This is a genomic window from Carnobacterium sp. 17-4, from assembly GCF_000195575.1.
GTDB lineage: Bacteria > Bacillota > Bacilli > Lactobacillales > Carnobacteriaceae > Carnobacterium_B.
The window spans coordinates 612,501-628,699 of the sequence record NC_015391.1; the positions used below are offsets into that span (position 1 = coordinate 612,501).

Below are 16,199 nucleotides of genomic sequence, written 5' to 3' on the forward strand. Positions count from 1 at the left end.
TGAAGCTAGATCGTGAGGACTAGTGGAGCGCTTAGAAGTGAGAATGCCGGTATGAGTAGCGAAAGACGGGTGAGAATCCCGTCCACCGAATGACTAAGGTTTCCTGGGGAAGGCTCGTCCTCCCAGGGTTAGTCGGGACCTAAGTCGAGGCCGAATGGCGTAGACGATGGACAACAGGTTGAGATTCCTGTACCAGTTTGTTTTGTTTGAACAATGGAGGGACACAGTAGGCTAAGGAATACGCGCTGTTGGATATGCGCGTCCAAGCAACAAGTTTTGAAGTGAGTCAAATGCTTGCTTCTTTAAGAACAAGTTGTGATGGGGAGGGAAATTAAGTACCGAAGTTCCCGATGTCACACTGTCAAGAAAAGCTTCTAGTTAGAAACAAACTGCCCGTACCGCAAACCGACACAGGTAGTCGAGGAGAGAATCCTAAGGTGTGCGAGAGAACTCTCGTTAAGGAACTCGGCAAAATGACCCCGTAACTTCGGGAGAAGGGGTGCTGACCAATTGGTCAGCCGCAGTGAATAGGCCCAGGCGACTGTTTATCAAAAACACAGGTCTCTGCAAAATCGTAAGATGACGTATAGGGGCTGACGCCTGCCCGGTGCTGGAAGGTTAAGAGGATGGGTTAGCTCTCGGGCGAAGCTCAGAATTGAAGCCCCAGTAAACGGCGGCCGTAACTATAACGGTCCTAAGGTAGCGAAATTCCTTGTCGGGTAAGTTCCGACCCGCACGAAAGGCGTAACGATCTGGGCACTGTCTCAACGAGAGACTCGGTGAAATTATAGTACCTGTGAAGATGCAGGTTACCCGCGACAGGACGGAAAGACCCCATGGAGCTTTACTGCAGTTTGATATTGAGTGTTTGTACAGCTTGTACAGGATAGGTAGGAGCCATTGAAGCCAGGACGCCAGTCTTGGTGGAGGCGTTGGTGGGATACTACCCTTGCTGTATGACCACTCTAACCCACAGCCCTTATCGGGCTGGGAGACAGTGTCTGACGGGCAGTTTGACTGGGGCGGTCGCCTCCTAAAGAGTAACGGAGGCGCCCAAAGGTTCCCTCAGAATGGTTGGAAATCATTCGCAGAGTGTAAAGGCATAAGGGAGCTTGACTGCGAGACCTACAAGTCGAGCAGGGACGAAAGTCGGGCTTAGTGATCCGGTGGTTCCGCATGGAAGGGCCATCGCTCAACGGATAAAAGCTACCCTGGGGATAACAGGCTTATCTCCCCCAAGAGTCCACATCGACGGGGAGGTTTGGCACCTCGATGTCGGCTCATCGCATCCTGGGGCTGTAGTCGGTCCCAAGGGTTGGGCTGTTCGCCCATTAAAGCGGTACGCGAGCTGGGTTCAGAACGTCGTGAGACAGTTCGGTCCCTATCCGTCGCGGGCGTAGGAAATTTGAGAGGAGCTGTCCTTAGTACGAGAGGACCGGGATGGACACACCTCTGGTGTACCAGTTGTTCTGCCAAGGGCATTGCTGGGTAGCTATGTGTGGACGGGATAAACGCTGAAAGCATCTAAGCGTGAAGCCCCCCTCAAGATGAGATTTCCCATCACGTAAGTGAGTAAGACCCCTGAGAGATGATCAGGTAGATAGGTTGGAAGTGGAAGTATAGCGATATACGGAGCGGACCAATACTAATCGGTCGAGGACTTAACCAAAGCAATACCCGGTGTACGAAGGTAAGCAAACGAAATACACTTTAAACTTTATCCAGTTTTGAGAGTCCAACGGACTTTCGATTGAAATTGTGTGGTGATGATGGCAAGAAGGTCACACCTGTTCCCATGCCGAACACAGAAGTTAAGCTTCTTAGCGCCGATGGTAGTGAAGGGTTTCCCTTTGTGAGAGTAGGACGTTGCCACGCAAATCAAAAAGACATCATCCTCGGATGGTGTCTTTTTTTGTATTTGTTGTTAAGTTTGATTAACAAATGGTTGTTTAACAAGTCGTGTGGATGCTTCAAAATGAAATTTCTTCTGGAATGACGGGTTTGCTTGTGGAGCATGGGACCGCGGTAAGCCTGCAGTCTTACCGGCTTTCAAGATTCAAAGAAACCGTAATCGCTGAAGTGCTAACGGTTTCTAATTCTCATTGAATCCTATTCAGGCTACAAGCAACCTTATTCCTCTAGAAATTGTTGGTGAATAGATTGATTCATCTATCAACACTAAAAATTATAGACTCTGTTTTACATGGCTACAATCAATAGCATTTCCTTCAGAAACTTGAAATTTTAAACACAGACATTTCTATTCAACAAAAAGAACACCTTTGGATGATGAAGTATTCTTATCCAAGGATGTTCTTTTTAAGTTTGTGTTTAAATTTTATGCGTGAGGGTTATCTAACAAAACAGTATTCTTAATATCTTCAACTGTCTTGGTCCCAGCAAGCTGCATAACAATCTCAAGTTCATGTTTAAAATGATCAAAAACAGATTTAACACCTTGTGAACCGCCTAAAGCTAAGCCATAAATAGCTGGACGACCAATTGCAACTAAATCAGCACCACTAGCTAGAGCTTTAAAAACATGCTGACCTCTACGTACTCCACTATCAAAAACAACAGGAACTTTTCTATCAACAGCTTCAGCAACATTTTGCAATGAATCAAAAGCAGCAGGACCGCCATCTAATTGACGTCCGCCATGGTTAGTTACCCAGATACCACCGGCACCAGATGCAAGAGAGATTAAAGCATCTTCTGCTGATTGAACGCCCTTAACAAATACAGGCAAACCAGAGTACGATGCAATAAATTCGACATCTTTAGGACTAAGTACTTGTTTAGAAGAACCATAAACGGAGTCCATTGATTGTCCAACACCTGATTGATAAGCTTGAACGATTGGCATACCTAAAGGAAATACAAAACCATTTCGTTTGTCAGCTTCACGATTTCCTCCAACGGTTGCATCTGCTGTTAACACAATAGCTTTTACTCCATTGGCTTTGGCTTCATCCAAAATATCTCGGTTAATGCCATCATCTTTACTCATATAGAATTGGAACCATTGTGGAGCACCAGCTCCAGCTTCTGAAATTTCTTTAAATGGTTTATTGGCGTATGAGCTGATAGTCATGATAGAACCAGATTCAGCCACAGCTTTTGCAGTAGCTGGTTCAGCTGCTACGTTAGCAAGACCATGAGCAGCGACTGGAGCCATAATGATAGGTGTAGCTAATTCGCTCCCAAAAACAGATGTACGTTGATCAGGGTGTTCAATATTTTTTAATACGCGAGGGACAATTAGTTTATGATTAAAAGATTCTATATTTTGTTTAATTGTCCACAAGTCTCCAGCACCACTGGAAATGTACCCATAACCACCTTTTGGAATGACTTTTTCTGCTTCTAACTCGAGATCAAAAACATTTATGATATCTAATAGTTTTTCCGCGTCACTCGCCTTATAAGGAACTTTGTTGGCGGATGCTGATTCTTCTTCTATATTATCTAAGGAATGATTTATTTGTACGTCTTTTTCAATCTCTGTCATGGTATTCCCTCCAAAAAGTTATAGTTTATGATAGGATTAAGTTTACCACTCTGGAAGAAAAATTCAATTTTTAAGAGAAAATGCGATTAATTTAATGAGAATTTGCTTATTGTATTGAAATGTTGTTTTGCAACAGCTAAAATTGAAATGATTAAAAGTGTTGTAAAAGATCTATTGCTTTCGAAGAAGCATTATTATCTAATTTTGACAAAGATTTGTCTAATTATGACGATTGATTAAAAAAAAGGTTGACAAATGGTGATTGATTACTTACTATTTATAACCAATAATGCTATAATGTTATGAAAGAGGTGAAGAAGATATGATAACCATTAAAGATGAAGAAAAAAGTGTCTATTGTGAATCTAGGCAAAAAAAGATTTGCCCTAAATTTGAACATACATTTGCCATTTTAGGTAAAAAATGGATGGGACTTATCATTGAAGTGTTATTAGAAGGTCCTCAACGCTTTAAAGATATAGCAGCTACTATTCCAAACGTAAGCGATCGTGTGTTGGTTGAACGTCTAAAAGAACTTGAACAAGAAGGTCTTGTAGCTCGTACGGTTGATCCAGATGCGACGATGAGAGTGGCGTATAGCTTAACTGAAAAAGGTCAGGCTTTAAAAGTAGTGATGGCTGACGTTCAAACCTGGGCTGATGAATGGATTTGTGAGGAATAAACACAATCTTATTGGAAAGTACTTGACCTTTAAGTCAAGATTACGTTAAACTAAACAAGTATGTAAAAAAGAATAATTAAAAACTGTGATGGAAAAGAGTAATTTGGATAGTCTAAATCAGAGAGCAAGTGTCATTGGCTGAAAACACTTGAATTAGAAAACCAAATGAACGTTCACTTCCTGAGTTGACTTTGGGAATTACACTAAGCTAGTTAAAAGTAATGAATAAAGTTCCGGTATACGCCGTTATGTAAATGAAGTGTGGATTTTGCGTATGCTTAATTCAAACAAGGGTGGTACCGCGAATGTAGCCTCGTCCCTTTTTAGGGATGAGGCTTTTTGTGTGCTTTAAAATAGGTTTTAGTGAGTGTTGCGACGATAAATTTATATAAAGGGGAATTAGAATGGACTTAAAAGACAATTTACAATTGTTAAGTAAGGAAGCTGTAGAAAAAATTGAAGCAGCTTCAGATTTAAAAGAACTTGATCAAGTACGTGTAGCCTATTTAGGGAAAAAAGGCCCTATTACTGAGATATCTAAAGGAATGAAGACTGTTTCTCCTGAAGAACGTCCTATCTTAGGTGCACTTGTAAATGAAGTGAGAAATGAAATTACTTCACACCTAGAAACAAAAAAAGCACGATTAGAAATGGAAAAAATTAACCGTGATTTAGAAAGTGAATCCATTGACGTAACGTTGCCTGGCAGCTCAGTAGCTGTAGGACAATCACATGTATTGACTCAAATAATGGAAGAGATCGAAGACTTATTTATTGGAATGGGCTATCAAATTATAGAAGGACCAGAAGTCGAAGAAGATAGTTACAACTTCGAACGAATGAATTTGCCTAAAGATCATCCAGCCCGAGATATGCAAGACACGTTTTATATTACAAATGAGATTTTATTGCGTACGCACACTTCACCTGTTCAAGCTCGTACTATGGATAAACACGATTTTTCAAAAGGTCCATTAAAAATGATCAGTCCTGGGAAAGTTTATCGCCGAGATAGCGATGATGCAACTCACTCTCATCAATTCCATCAAATGGAAGGTTTAGTGATTGCTAAAGATATTACAATGGGAGATTTAAAAGGAACATTAGAAGTATTTGCTAAAAAACTCTTTGGTGCAGAGCGTGAAATACGGTTACGTCCTAGCTACTTCCCGTTCACTGAACCTTCTGTAGAAGTGGATGTTAGTTGTTTCAAATGTAGTGGAAAAGGTTGTAATGTATGTAAACATACTGGCTGGATCGAAATTTTAGGTGCGGGTATGGTTCATCCAAACGTGCTTGAAATGTCTGGAATTGATGCAACAGTTTATAGTGGTTATGCATTTGGATTAGGTCCAGATCGTGTAGCAATGTTAAAATACGGAATTGATGATATTCGTCATTTTTATCAAAATGATGTTCGTTTCTTAAATCAATTCAAGGTAAAGGAGTAAGAATATGAATGCATCTTATCAATGGTTAAAAGAATATTTAGATTTATCAAAAGTAACACCTGAAGAACTAGCAGATAAAATGTCTCGTACAGGTATTGAAATTGAAGATGTCAACATACCTGAAACCGGATTGAAAAAAATTGTTGTTGGTCATGCGGTAAAAGTAGTGGACCATCCAGATTCTGATCACTTACACGTTTGCCAAGTAGATATTGGAGAAGAAGAACTGTCTCAAATCGTTTGCGGCGCACCTAATATTGCAGCTGGTCAAAAAATTATTGTAGCATTACCTGGATCTCGGATTACAGGAAATGCAAAAATCAAAAAAGGTAAGATGCGTGGTCAAGTATCAAATGGAATGGTCTGCTCATTAGCTGAGTTGGGTTTCTCTGAAAAAGTTATCCCTAAAAAATATGCAGATGGCATTTATATCTTGCCAGAAGATGCAGTAGCAGGAGAACCTGTATTTCCTTATCTTGCAATGGATGATGCGATTTTAGAATTATCGATCACACCTAACCGTGCAGATGCACTAAGCATGCGTGGGGTTGCTCATGAAGTTGGAGCAATTTACGATCAAAAACCTAAATTTCCATCTTTTGAATTAACAGAAGATGAATCAGATTCAGTTGAAAACTATCTTAAAGTGGCTGTACAAAATAACGAAGATGCGCCAAGCTATAATATTCGTATCGTCAAAGATGTTAAAGTTGCTGAAAGTCCAATGTGGCTGCAAACTAAATTAATGAATGCAGGCATTCGTCCATTAAATAATGTAGTAGACATTACAAATTATATTCTATTAGAATATGGACAACCTTTACATGCTTTTGATTACAATCAATTGCAATCAAAAGAAATCGTCGTTCGCCAGGCTAATGATGGAGAAGCTTTAACAACTCTAGATGGAGAAGAACGTTCATTAACTTCTGAAGATATTGTAATCACAAATGGCTCTATCCCGGTAGCGTTGGCAGGAACAATGGGTGGACTAGATTCAGAAATTGAAGATACCACGGTAACTGTTGCTATTGAAGCAGCTGTCTTTAACCCAATTTCAGTGCGTAAAACGGCTAAAAGATACAACTTAAGAAGTGAATCAAGTTCGCGTTTTGAAAAAGGTATTAATCTTTCTACGATTACAACTGCTGGTGATCATGCAGCAGCGTTAATAGCTGAATTAGCTGGTGGAACAGTAGTAGCTGGAACGGCTTCTCAATCTGTTTTGGAAATTAAGGATAAAGTTGTTCCTATTACATTAAATAGAATTAACCGTTCATTAGGAACTTCTATTACCATTGAAGAAGTGAAAGCTATTTTTGATCGCTTAGGATTTAGCGTTCTAGAAAAAGAGGGTTTATTTGAAGTAGCTATTCCACCACGTCGTTGGGATATTGAAATTGAAGCAGATTTAGTGGAAGAAGTAGCTCGTATTTTTGGTTACGATAATTTACCTTCGACTTTACCAATAAGCCCAGCTCAGCCTGCAGCTTTAGATAATAAACAGCGTCTTGTACGTCATACGCGCCGTTTCTTAGAAGGAGCAGGACTATCACAAGCCATTAGTTACGTGTTAACAACTCCAGAAAAGGCAACACAATATATGATGCGTGAGAGTAAAGCAACACAATTAGAAATGCCTATGAGTGAAGATCGCAGTACGTTACGAATGAATTTATTAAGTGGTTTATTAGACGATGTTAGCTACAATAAAGCCCGTAAAAATAAAAACGTTGCTCTTTATGAAATTGGCCGCGTGTTCTATAAAGAAGAAAGCCAAGTATTGCCAATAGAAGAAGAACATTTAGCAGGTGTGTTGACTGGATCTTTACTAGAAAAAGATTGGAAAGGTCAACCTAAAAAAGTTGATTTCTTTGTTCTTAAAGGTATATTAGAAGGGTTAATAGCTTCATATGGCTTAACTGAGGATATTACTTTTGTTGCAGACAAACAGCGTGATGGAATGCACCCAGGACGGACAGCAGCTGTTTTCTTAGGAGAAAAGGAAATCGGATTTGCTGGTCAAATTCATCCTTTGGCAGCAAAAGCGTATGAATTAGATGAAACGTACGGTTTTGAATTGAATCTACAGGCTATTGTAGAAGCTGAAAAAGAATCAACTGTTTATGAAGCTATTCCGAAATTCCCAGGAATGACTAGAGATATTGCTTTATTAGTAGATGAAGCTATTACAAATCAACAATTAGTAGATTTAATTTACAAAAAAGGCGGCAAATATTTAGTTAACGTACGGTTGTTTGATATTTATCAAGGCGAGAATATTGAAGACGGCAAGAAATCAATGGCTTATACACTGTCCTACTTAAATCCTACTGCAACAATGGTGGAAGAAGAAGTGTCAAAAGCTTATGATAAAGTAACAAGTGCGTTAATAGAAGAATATCAAGTCGTTGTACGCTAAATCTAATTAGACTTATAAAATCAAGCCAATTAACTGAGTGTCTCAGTGTTGAACAAATTTTTGGAAAAATAACAAAAAGAGTCTTGCTAATAGCAAGGCTTTTTTGTTATGCTAACAAGCACTAAACACAAAGGATTATTTTATCTTTTGTGTTATCTAGAAAAAAGGCAATTCAGGGGGAACTGTATGAGAAAGAACGAGTTGAAAAAAGAAGTAAGTGGAATTACAGCGTTGACCGTTTTAGTAGGAACAGTCATAGGGGCAGGTATATTTTTTAAACCAACAGCTGTTTATGGCGCAGCTGGTGCTCCAGGATTAGGATTATTGGCATGGTTTGTAGCTGGAATCATCACAATGGCTGGTGGACTGACGGTTGCTGAAATTGGAACAATTTATCCTCAAACAGGCGGAATGATGATTTATTTAGAAAAAGTATATGGAAGATGGTTAGGTTTTTTAGTCGGATGGGCTCAGATGATCATCTATTACCCAGCAAACATAGCCGCATTAGCTATTATTTTTGCTACTCAATTTGTTAATTTATTTACATTATCTGATAATGTGATTGTACCGACAGCTATTATAACAGCTATTTTTTTAATGGGCGTAAATTTTTTAGGAACAAAATATAGTGGGCGGATTCAAACAGCTGCCACTATTTTGAAGTTGATTCCTCTTTTAGTTATTATCGTAGCAGGATTGCTTTATCCTGGTGGAGGTGTAGTAAGACTGATACCACTTTCAGTAGAAAGTCATCCAGTTTTGACTAGTTTTGGTTCTGCTCTCATCGCAACTTTATTCGCCTATGATGGGTGGATCAATGTAGGGACCCTTGCTGGAGAAATGAAGAGTCCTGGTAAAATGTTACCAAAAGTGATTATTGGTGGATTATCAATTGTTATGGCTGTATATTTATTAACAAATATCGCCTATTTGTTTGTCTTAGACAGTACTCAGCTAGCCGGAACGGATACACCTGCAGCTTTAGTTGCTTCGCATCTTTTTGATGGAATTGGTAGCAAATTAGTGACGATAGGAATATTGATCTCTGTATTCGGAGGAATAAATGGGTATATCATTTCTGGACTACGAGTTCCTTATGCTTTAGCAACTCAAAAAATGTTGCCATTTAGTAACTGGTTTGCCAAAATCAATCCAAAAACCAATTTACCAATTAATGGAGGTATAGTTATCTTAGGAATTGCCATCTTAATGATTTTGACAGGGCAGTTCAATCAACTAACAGATTTAATTATTTTTGTCATTTGGTTTTTTATAACTTTAACGTTTATTGCGGTTATCATTTTAAGAAAAACTCAGCCAGACATTGAACGACCATACAAGGTTCCTTTATATCCGATTATTCCATTGATTGCTATAATTGGAGGATTATACATCATCATTAATACTTTAATCGTTCAGCCAGGAAATGCCTTTATTGGGATTTTTCTAACACTTATTGGGATACCTGTTTATCTTTATTGCAAAAAGAAATACGGAATACCTGAAAAAGAATAATGGTTCTAAAAAAACCTCCACTAGCTGAAGACCAGCGAGTGGAGGTTTTTTTTGATGTGTAATCAGCGCAAACCACTGATTTTTTTTGCTTTTTCTGTATTAGCAAAATGTAACTTAGCATAGTTTCTAAGCAACGGAATTCCACCTTGTTTTAAAAGTTTTGCAGCAACCAAATCAATATTACTACCAGCACCAGATGGAATTTTGAAACCTGCTTTTGCGCTCAATTCATCAAGACCTTTTAAAAATGCATAACGAGCAATAATAGAAGCCGCCGCTACAGATAAGTGGTGGCCTTCACCTTTAGTCTGAAAGTAAACAGACTCTTTTATTTGTTTTGGTTGATCATTGATGTGCTTAAAATAAGTTGCAGGAAGTTCAAATTGATCGATTAAAATACCATCTGGTTTTTGAGGGCTGATTTTTTCAAGCACATGACCTAAAGCTTGATTATGTAAAATAGCTTTCATTTTACCTTGTGTCATCGTTGGTTGAATTGTATTGTATTTTTCAGGCATAACATTTAATAAGCTGTGTGGTAAGAAAGTAATCAAGTCTTTTGCTACACGAATAATTTCAGGATCTTTCATATCCTTCGAATCGCGTACACCCAATTCCTTTAACAAAGCAAGTTGAGAATGGTCGGCATAAGCTGCAACAACCGTTAATGGTCCGAAATAACTTCCGGTTCCGACTTCATCACTACCAATAACTGACCAACTACTAAAATCTTTTGGTAAAGGTGTATTCAAAGATGAAGCGGACGATTCTTTTTTTTTTGGTGGGACAATTGATGCTTTGGATTTCCAAATAGCAGCTTCTTTTTCAGAATCTGCACCTTGAAACAATACTTTACCAGAGTTGTATCCCGTTATGTTTACAGCACCTTTTTTAGCAGCAAAAAAAGCACCAGGAGGAGTAGAGGATTTCAAGCAAGTAGTGTAATATTGTTTCATATCTGTTAAGGTTTCTTTGGAAACCAAGAGTACTTCATTAGACATTCTGTCACTCATTTCTTCATTAATTAATAATCTAACTTGTAGTTTACCATATAATTTCATTTGATATGGGCAAGATATTAAAATGAAATGAAAAAATGTGCAACTATTAGATGATTCATGGTAAAATAAGGGAAATGTAATTTTTAGGAGGGACTGCCATGTCAAAAGGGAAAATTCGATATAAAACTACAATAGCAGGAAGACCCTATACGATTATCGGAGCTAGACCCGAAGAACACATGCGGTCAGTGTCTAAAATGGTAAATGAGCAAATGCAACAAATTGAATCATTATCAAAAGGTTTAGACCCCGAACGTAGAGCAGTTTTAGTAGCGGTTAATGCTGTATCGGATCAAATTGAAATGCAAATACAACTAGATGCTATGCAAAAAAAAGTAGCAGAATTAGAAAAGAAATTACAGAAAGATCAGGAATCTAAAATAAACGAAGAGCAAATTCCTGAATAAAGGTGATAAGCATGTTAATGACAGTCATTATAGTTTTAATTTTGGCCATGGGAGCTTATAGTGGTGCTAGAAGAGGGTTAGTCCTTCAATTCGTTTTTACAATAGGTTACTTTGTTTCATACTTATTGGCAAGAAATTATTATCAAATGTTAGGATCGCATTTAGAATTAATCGTTCCTTATCCATCAGCTACCGAAAGTAGTCAATTTGTTTTTTATGACCAAGCCCTAGGATTCAACCTAGACGGTGCTTTTTATAACGGTGTCGCATTTATAATCATCTTATTTGTAGGTTGGTTGATCACTCGATTTGTAGGTGGCCTATTGAATGCTGTAACTCTTATTCCTGTTATCAAGCAACTAAATACTTTAGGTGGAGCACTATTAAATGTTATTGTTTCTTACATCGCTATCTTTATCGTTTTGTTTTTATTAACAATGGTTCCGGTAGATGCTATTCAAGAAGCATTTAGCAGCAGTTGGTTAGCACGTACAATAGTAGAAGATACACCGGTCATCTCAGCACAACTGTATAATTGGTGGATAGAATCATCATTGTAGTAATAAATATAGTTAAATAGTAAAAAAGAATCGTTTCTCTTAAACTAGGGGGACGATTTCTTAATGTGAACGATGTAAGTGCTTATTTTGCAACTAAAGAAAACTATTGAATATAATGAAGTGAGAGGTGAAATGGATGAATAAAAAAATTCTTCAAACATTAGAATTTAGTAAAATTATTCAAGCGGTTGCCAATCTTGCTGCTTCCGATCTAGGGAAAGAACAAGCTTTAACATTAGCTCCCTCAATTGATAAAGAAGAAGTTGAATTATGGCAAGATGAAACCGAAGATGGTACAAAAATTATAAAATTAAGAGGCCGTATGCCTATTCCAAAGTTACAAAATGTTCGTCCACATTTAAAACGGTTGGATATCGGTGCTAGTTTAAATGGATTAGAAATTGCTCAAATCGGAAAAATTTTGCGTACGACTACTGAATTAAACCGGTTCTTTGAGAATTTAAAAGAATCGGGTATTGAAATGAATCGCTTATATGATTTGGCTGATAACTTTGTTACAACGCCGACTTTGAATCAGTTGATTCGTGAAACGGTAGATGAAGATGGCCATATTTTAGATGATGCAAGTCCTGCTTTAAAAGGGGTTCGTACTGGCATCAAACGAGGAGAAAATAATGTTCGTGAAAAGTTAGATGGTATTGTTCGCGGAAAAAGTGCACAATATTTGAGCGATGCAATTATTACTATTCGTAATGATCGTTATGTTATTCCAGTTAAACAAGAATACCGTAGTCATTTTGGTGGTGTAGTCCATGATCAAAGTTCAACAGGCCAAACATTATTTGTTGAACCGCAAAGCGTAGTTGAATTGAATAATCGCCTGCGCCAACTTCAAATTGAGGAACGACGTGAAGTGGATCGTATCTTAGCTGAAATTTCGAATGAAATCGCTCCGTATAGCAAAGACATTTTAAATAACATGTTTTTATTAGGTAAGCTTGATTTTATTGGTGCAAAAGCAAGTTATGCAAAAAATGTGGCTGCGAATAGACCTCTAATCCATGAGGAAAATGAAGTGAAGCTATTAAGTGCACGACACCCTTTATTGGATCCAGAGACTGTAGTCGCAAACGATATTTTAATTGGCGGAGAAAATCAAGCAGTTATTATTACAGGACCAAATACTGGTGGTAAAACAATTATCCTAAAAACATTAGGGTTACTTCAATTAATGGGACAAGCTGGATTACAAATACCCGTTGCTCCAGAGAGCCAAATTGGATTGTTTACTGAAATATTTGCTGATATTGGAGATGAACAATCCATTGAACAGAGTTTAAGTACCTTTTCTTCTCACATGACAAATATTGTTTCTATACTAGACCGTATGGATAACAAAAGTTTGATTATCTTTGATGAATTGGGAGCAGGAACAGACCCTCAAGAAGGTGCTGCACTTGCTATAGCTATTCTGGATAAAGTAGGTGCTGTAGGCAGTTATGTTATGGTGACGTCACATTATCCTGAATTAAAAGCATATGGCTATAACCGTCCACAAACAATTAATGCGAGTATGGAATTTGATGTTGACACATTAAGCCCAACTTATCGATTATTGATAGGTGTTCCAGGTCGAAGTAATGCTTTTGAGATCTCTAAGCGATTAGGTTTGAGTGAAGAGGTTATTGATTCTGCTCGTCAACTGATTGATGGAGAAAGTCAAAACTTAAATGAAATGATTTCTGATTTAGAAAATAGACGCAAAATGGCAGAAACAGAGTACCTTGAAGTGCGTCATTATGTTGATGAAGCAGAGCAATTGCACACGGATCTGCAAACAGCTGTACAGCAATTTTATGCTGAACGTGAAGAATTGATGAAAAAAGCACGCGAAAAAGCCAATAGTCTTGTTGAAGAAACAGAAGAGACTGCTGATCAGATCATTAAAGATTTACGTAAAAAACAAATTCAAGGGCATTATGAAAATGTGAAAGAGCATGAACTGATTGATGCAAAAACACAGCTATCTGGATTAAGGCAAGAAGAAGCTTTAGCAAAAAATAAGGTGTTGAAAAAAGCCAAAGCGAAACAAGTAATGAAACCTGGTGATGATGTGATGGTTCAATCATTTGGCCAAAAAGGTGTATTAATGGAACGAGCAGATAAAAACCACTGGGTCGTTCAAATGGGAATGTTGAAAATGAAACTCAAAGAAAGTGATTTAACATTAACTGAACCAGAAAAAGAACCGAATCGTAAAATGATTGCATCGGTACGTTCAGAATCAAACAGTCATGTTTCGCCTCAACTAGATTTAAGAGGTGAGAGGTATGAAAATGCTTTAGCTGAATTGGATCGTTACCTTGACGCCGCTCTTTTAGCCAACTACCCTCAAGTTACTATTGTACATGGAAAGGGAACTGGAGCTATCCGACAAGGTGTAACTGAGGCGTTGAAAAGACATCCTTCGATAAAAGAATTCCATTATGCTCCACCTAATCAAGGAGGAAATGGTGCTACAATCGTAGAATTCAAATCTTAAGCTTTTGGGTAGATATTAAAAGTAATTTTTGATATAATGAACAAATAATATAACTTACTATTAATAAGTTATAAAAATGTATTTGGGAGGAATAGCAATGGTACAAGCAGTAACTGACGCAAATTTTGAAACAGAAACTAAAGATGGTTTAACGATTACAGATTTTTGGGCAACATGGTGCGGTCCTTGTCGCATGCAGTCGCCAGTATTAGAAGAACTTGATGAAGAAATTGGGGATCAAGTAAAAATCGTCAAAATGGATGTTGATGCTAATCCAGAAGTTCCAAGTTCATTTGGAATTATGAGCATTCCTACTCTATTAGTAAAAAAAGATGGAGAAGTTGTTGAAAAATTAATTGGTTACCACAATAAAGAACAAATCGAAGATGTTATCGCTAAATACAAATAAGCAACATGAAAAAAGGATTGAGACAAAAATGTCTCAATCCTTTTTTGTTTTATGCTAAAAGTTAGGTACTTTTAATGACTAATTTTTTTGAATGAGCATTCCTATAATAAAGAACTTCCTTCTTTAGCTCTTCAATTAACGAAAAATCTTCAATAGCTTCTAATAAGGTAAAACCTTTTTGAATCCATATTTTAGTTTCAGAAGAGGGCTTTTTTAATTTAGTCAAAATAATACCTTTTCGTACATATAAAACACCAAGTATCCGGTACCTTCCTTTTTCCTTGCTTAATGTGATCAAAGAGTCTGCTTTTTCAAGAGCCTGTTGGTAATTATGATTTTCCATTAGTAAGTAAATTAGATTCATAGAATAAGCTAGTTTTAATTCTATAGCCTCATGAAAGTGTTTGTAATGCTCTAATTCGATTAAAGCGCGTTTTGAAATAAAATGAGAAGTATCAAAATCAAAGAAAAAAAGAATATTGTTCAATAAACGCAGTTCAATTAAATACCATTTATCAAGCTGAGCAATACGATGCCAGACTTTTTCAGCATAGGTTGCTGCTTGTGTTAAATCATTAGTTTTTGAGAGGGTGATAAGTGCATTACAGATATGAAAAATATCTTGTACAACGTTATCTTCATGCTCAATTAGATAGCTTTTCGTCGTTTCTCTAACATTCATCAAGGTATTTAAATCGCTATTTACAGCCATCTTTTTAAATTGATATAAAATAGCATCTTTTCCTTTTAATTGATAGTGATTATGGATGTAATTGAATTCTTTATGAGTCATATCTAAATTGTTTAAAATTTGAAAATATTTAGTAATGGTTGGAACAATGCTATCCAATTCAAATTTTGTATAAGTTGAACGTGCCATAGCTTCTTTTGCCACATATTGTTGAGTGTAACCTTTATTTTCTCTTATTTTTTTAAAGTCTTTGCCAAAAGTTTGACGGATATGTGTCATAAGTTAAATCATCTCCTAATAAAAAAATGTGATTATATGAACATTATATAAGATAGTATAAATCATTTGCTATAATTAAGTCAAAGATAGGAGGGATTGCATGAAAAAGATGTTTAAAAAATTGCTAGCACTTTTGCCGGTAATCTGGTTCATGGGCGGTGGGGGCTAGTACAATTGTAGCCTAGTAACTTTGGCATTTCCTTAATTCTTAATTAGTTTGTCTGATTAGTAAGAGTTAGTTTTAACTTCCTCTTACTAATTTATTGGGTAATAATTGGTTTTTCAGTATTAAGTATAGGAGGGACGATATGGAAACTAATATTGTAAAAGTAAGAAATAGCTATGCTTATATTCTTGAAGGAAAGAATAGTTGCGATACTTTACCGGTAGATGAAGAAGACTTGATTGAAAATGCTGATGGGATTCTTGATTGTCCTCTTGATAGTGTGCTGAGAAAGAATAAACTATCTTTAAGTTATCTAAATGACATGAAAACTACAAAGTTATTATTTGTAAAATTAGACAATAACAAAACGATAATATTAAATACTATCAGCCTTAATATAAATATTTAAAAGAAGTAAAATTGAATAGTTGGATTTTAAAGCGTTGTTAAGAAATTAACGCTTTTTTTGCTGTTTAAAAAAACTATTTTTGGTAAACTGATGTAAACTAGTTAATTATTGAGTTTAATAAGAAAAAGAG

Annotated in this window: 12 protein-coding genes, 2 rRNA genes and 1 other annotated feature (1 of these 15 only partly in view); of the genes, 11 read left to right on the forward strand and 3 right to left on the reverse strand. The window is 36.9% G+C overall.

Annotation, left to right across the window (positions count from 1 at the left end; all coding sequences use genetic code 11):
- Positions 1-1,669 (forward strand): 23S ribosomal RNA (locus tag CAR_RS03035); it begins 1,252 nt to the left of the window's first position.
- 90 nt (positions 1,670-1,759) lie between these two features.
- A 5S ribosomal RNA gene (gene rrf / locus CAR_RS03040) occupies positions 1,760-1,875 on the forward strand.
- 463 nt (positions 1,876-2,338) lie between these two features.
- Here rrf and CAR_RS03045 read toward each other — a convergent pair.
- The gene (locus CAR_RS03045) at positions 2,339-3,511 is read right to left on the reverse strand and encodes an alpha-hydroxy-acid oxidizing protein (RefSeq protein ID WP_013710241.1); all 1,173 of its coding nucleotides are present in this window, start codon (positions 3,509-3,511) and stop codon (positions 2,339-2,341) included.
- A 322-nt stretch (positions 3,512-3,833) separates the two neighbouring features.
- On the opposite strand from CAR_RS03045, the gene CAR_RS03050 reads away from it, so the two are divergent.
- From CAR_RS03050 to CAR_RS03065, 4 genes are all read left to right on the forward strand, one after another.
- Positions 3,834-4,193, forward strand: a complete 360-nt coding sequence (locus CAR_RS03050) for a winged helix-turn-helix transcriptional regulator (RefSeq protein ID WP_013710242.1) — start codon at positions 3,834-3,836, stop codon at positions 4,191-4,193.
- A gap of 76 nt (positions 4,194-4,269) precedes the next feature.
- Positions 4,270-4,517: a binding site (T-box leader), on the forward strand.
- Positions 4,518-4,597: 80 nt separating this feature from the next.
- Complete coding sequence (gene pheS / locus CAR_RS03055; RefSeq protein WP_013710243.1) at positions 4,598-5,644, forward strand: phenylalanine--tRNA ligase subunit alpha; 1,047 nt, start codon at positions 4,598-4,600, stop codon at positions 5,642-5,644.
- Positions 5,645-5,648: 4 nt separating this feature from the next.
- Complete coding sequence (pheT, locus tag CAR_RS03060) at positions 5,649-8,066, forward strand: phenylalanine--tRNA ligase subunit beta (protein WP_013710244.1); 2,418 nt, start codon at positions 5,649-5,651, stop codon at positions 8,064-8,066.
- Positions 8,067-8,252: 186 nt separating this feature from the next.
- Entirely contained in the window at positions 8,253-9,584 is a 1,332-nt protein-coding gene (locus CAR_RS03065) for an APC family permease (RefSeq protein ID WP_013710245.1), read from the forward strand.
- A gap of 62 nt (positions 9,585-9,646) precedes the next feature.
- On the opposite strand, the gene rnhC is transcribed toward CAR_RS03065, so the two are convergent.
- Positions 9,647-10,585 (reverse strand): ribonuclease HIII, encoded by a 939-nt coding sequence (rnhC, locus tag CAR_RS03070; RefSeq protein WP_041556118.1) that lies wholly within the window; start codon positions 10,583-10,585, stop codon positions 9,647-9,649.
- Positions 10,586-10,743: 158 nt separating this feature from the next.
- On the opposite strand from rnhC, the gene CAR_RS03075 reads away from it, so the two are divergent.
- The 4 genes from CAR_RS03075 to trxA all read left to right on the forward strand — a co-directional run bounded on the left by CAR_RS03075 (position 10,744) and on the right by trxA (position 14,524).
- Entirely contained in the window at positions 10,744-11,052 is a 309-nt protein-coding gene (locus tag CAR_RS03075; protein WP_013710247.1) for a cell division protein ZapA, read from the forward strand.
- A gap of 17 nt (positions 11,053-11,069) precedes the next feature.
- Positions 11,070-11,612 (forward strand): CvpA family protein, encoded by a 543-nt coding sequence (locus CAR_RS03080; protein ID WP_238526705.1) that lies wholly within the window; start codon positions 11,070-11,072, stop codon positions 11,610-11,612.
- A gap of 136 nt (positions 11,613-11,748) precedes the next feature.
- On the forward strand, positions 11,749-14,115 hold the full coding sequence (locus CAR_RS03085) for an endonuclease MutS2 (RefSeq protein ID WP_041556119.1): 2,367 nt from the start codon (positions 11,749-11,751) through the stop codon (positions 14,113-14,115).
- 97 nt (positions 14,116-14,212) lie between these two features.
- Positions 14,213-14,524 (forward strand): thioredoxin, encoded by a 312-nt coding sequence (gene trxA, locus CAR_RS03090; protein WP_041556120.1) that lies wholly within the window; start codon positions 14,213-14,215, stop codon positions 14,522-14,524.
- 61 nt (positions 14,525-14,585) lie between these two features.
- Here the strand turns inward: trxA and CAR_RS03095 are convergent, their stop codons facing one another.
- Entirely contained in the window at positions 14,586-15,494 is a 909-nt protein-coding gene (locus CAR_RS03095) for a helix-turn-helix domain-containing protein (RefSeq protein WP_013710251.1), read from the reverse strand.
- 308 nt (positions 15,495-15,802) lie between these two features.
- Here CAR_RS03095 and CAR_RS03100 point away from each other — a divergent pair, with 308 nt between their 5' ends.
- Complete coding sequence (locus tag CAR_RS03100) at positions 15,803-16,069, forward strand: hypothetical protein (RefSeq protein WP_041556121.1); 267 nt, start codon at positions 15,803-15,805, stop codon at positions 16,067-16,069.
- The last annotated feature ends 130 nt before the right edge of the window (positions 16,070-16,199 follow it).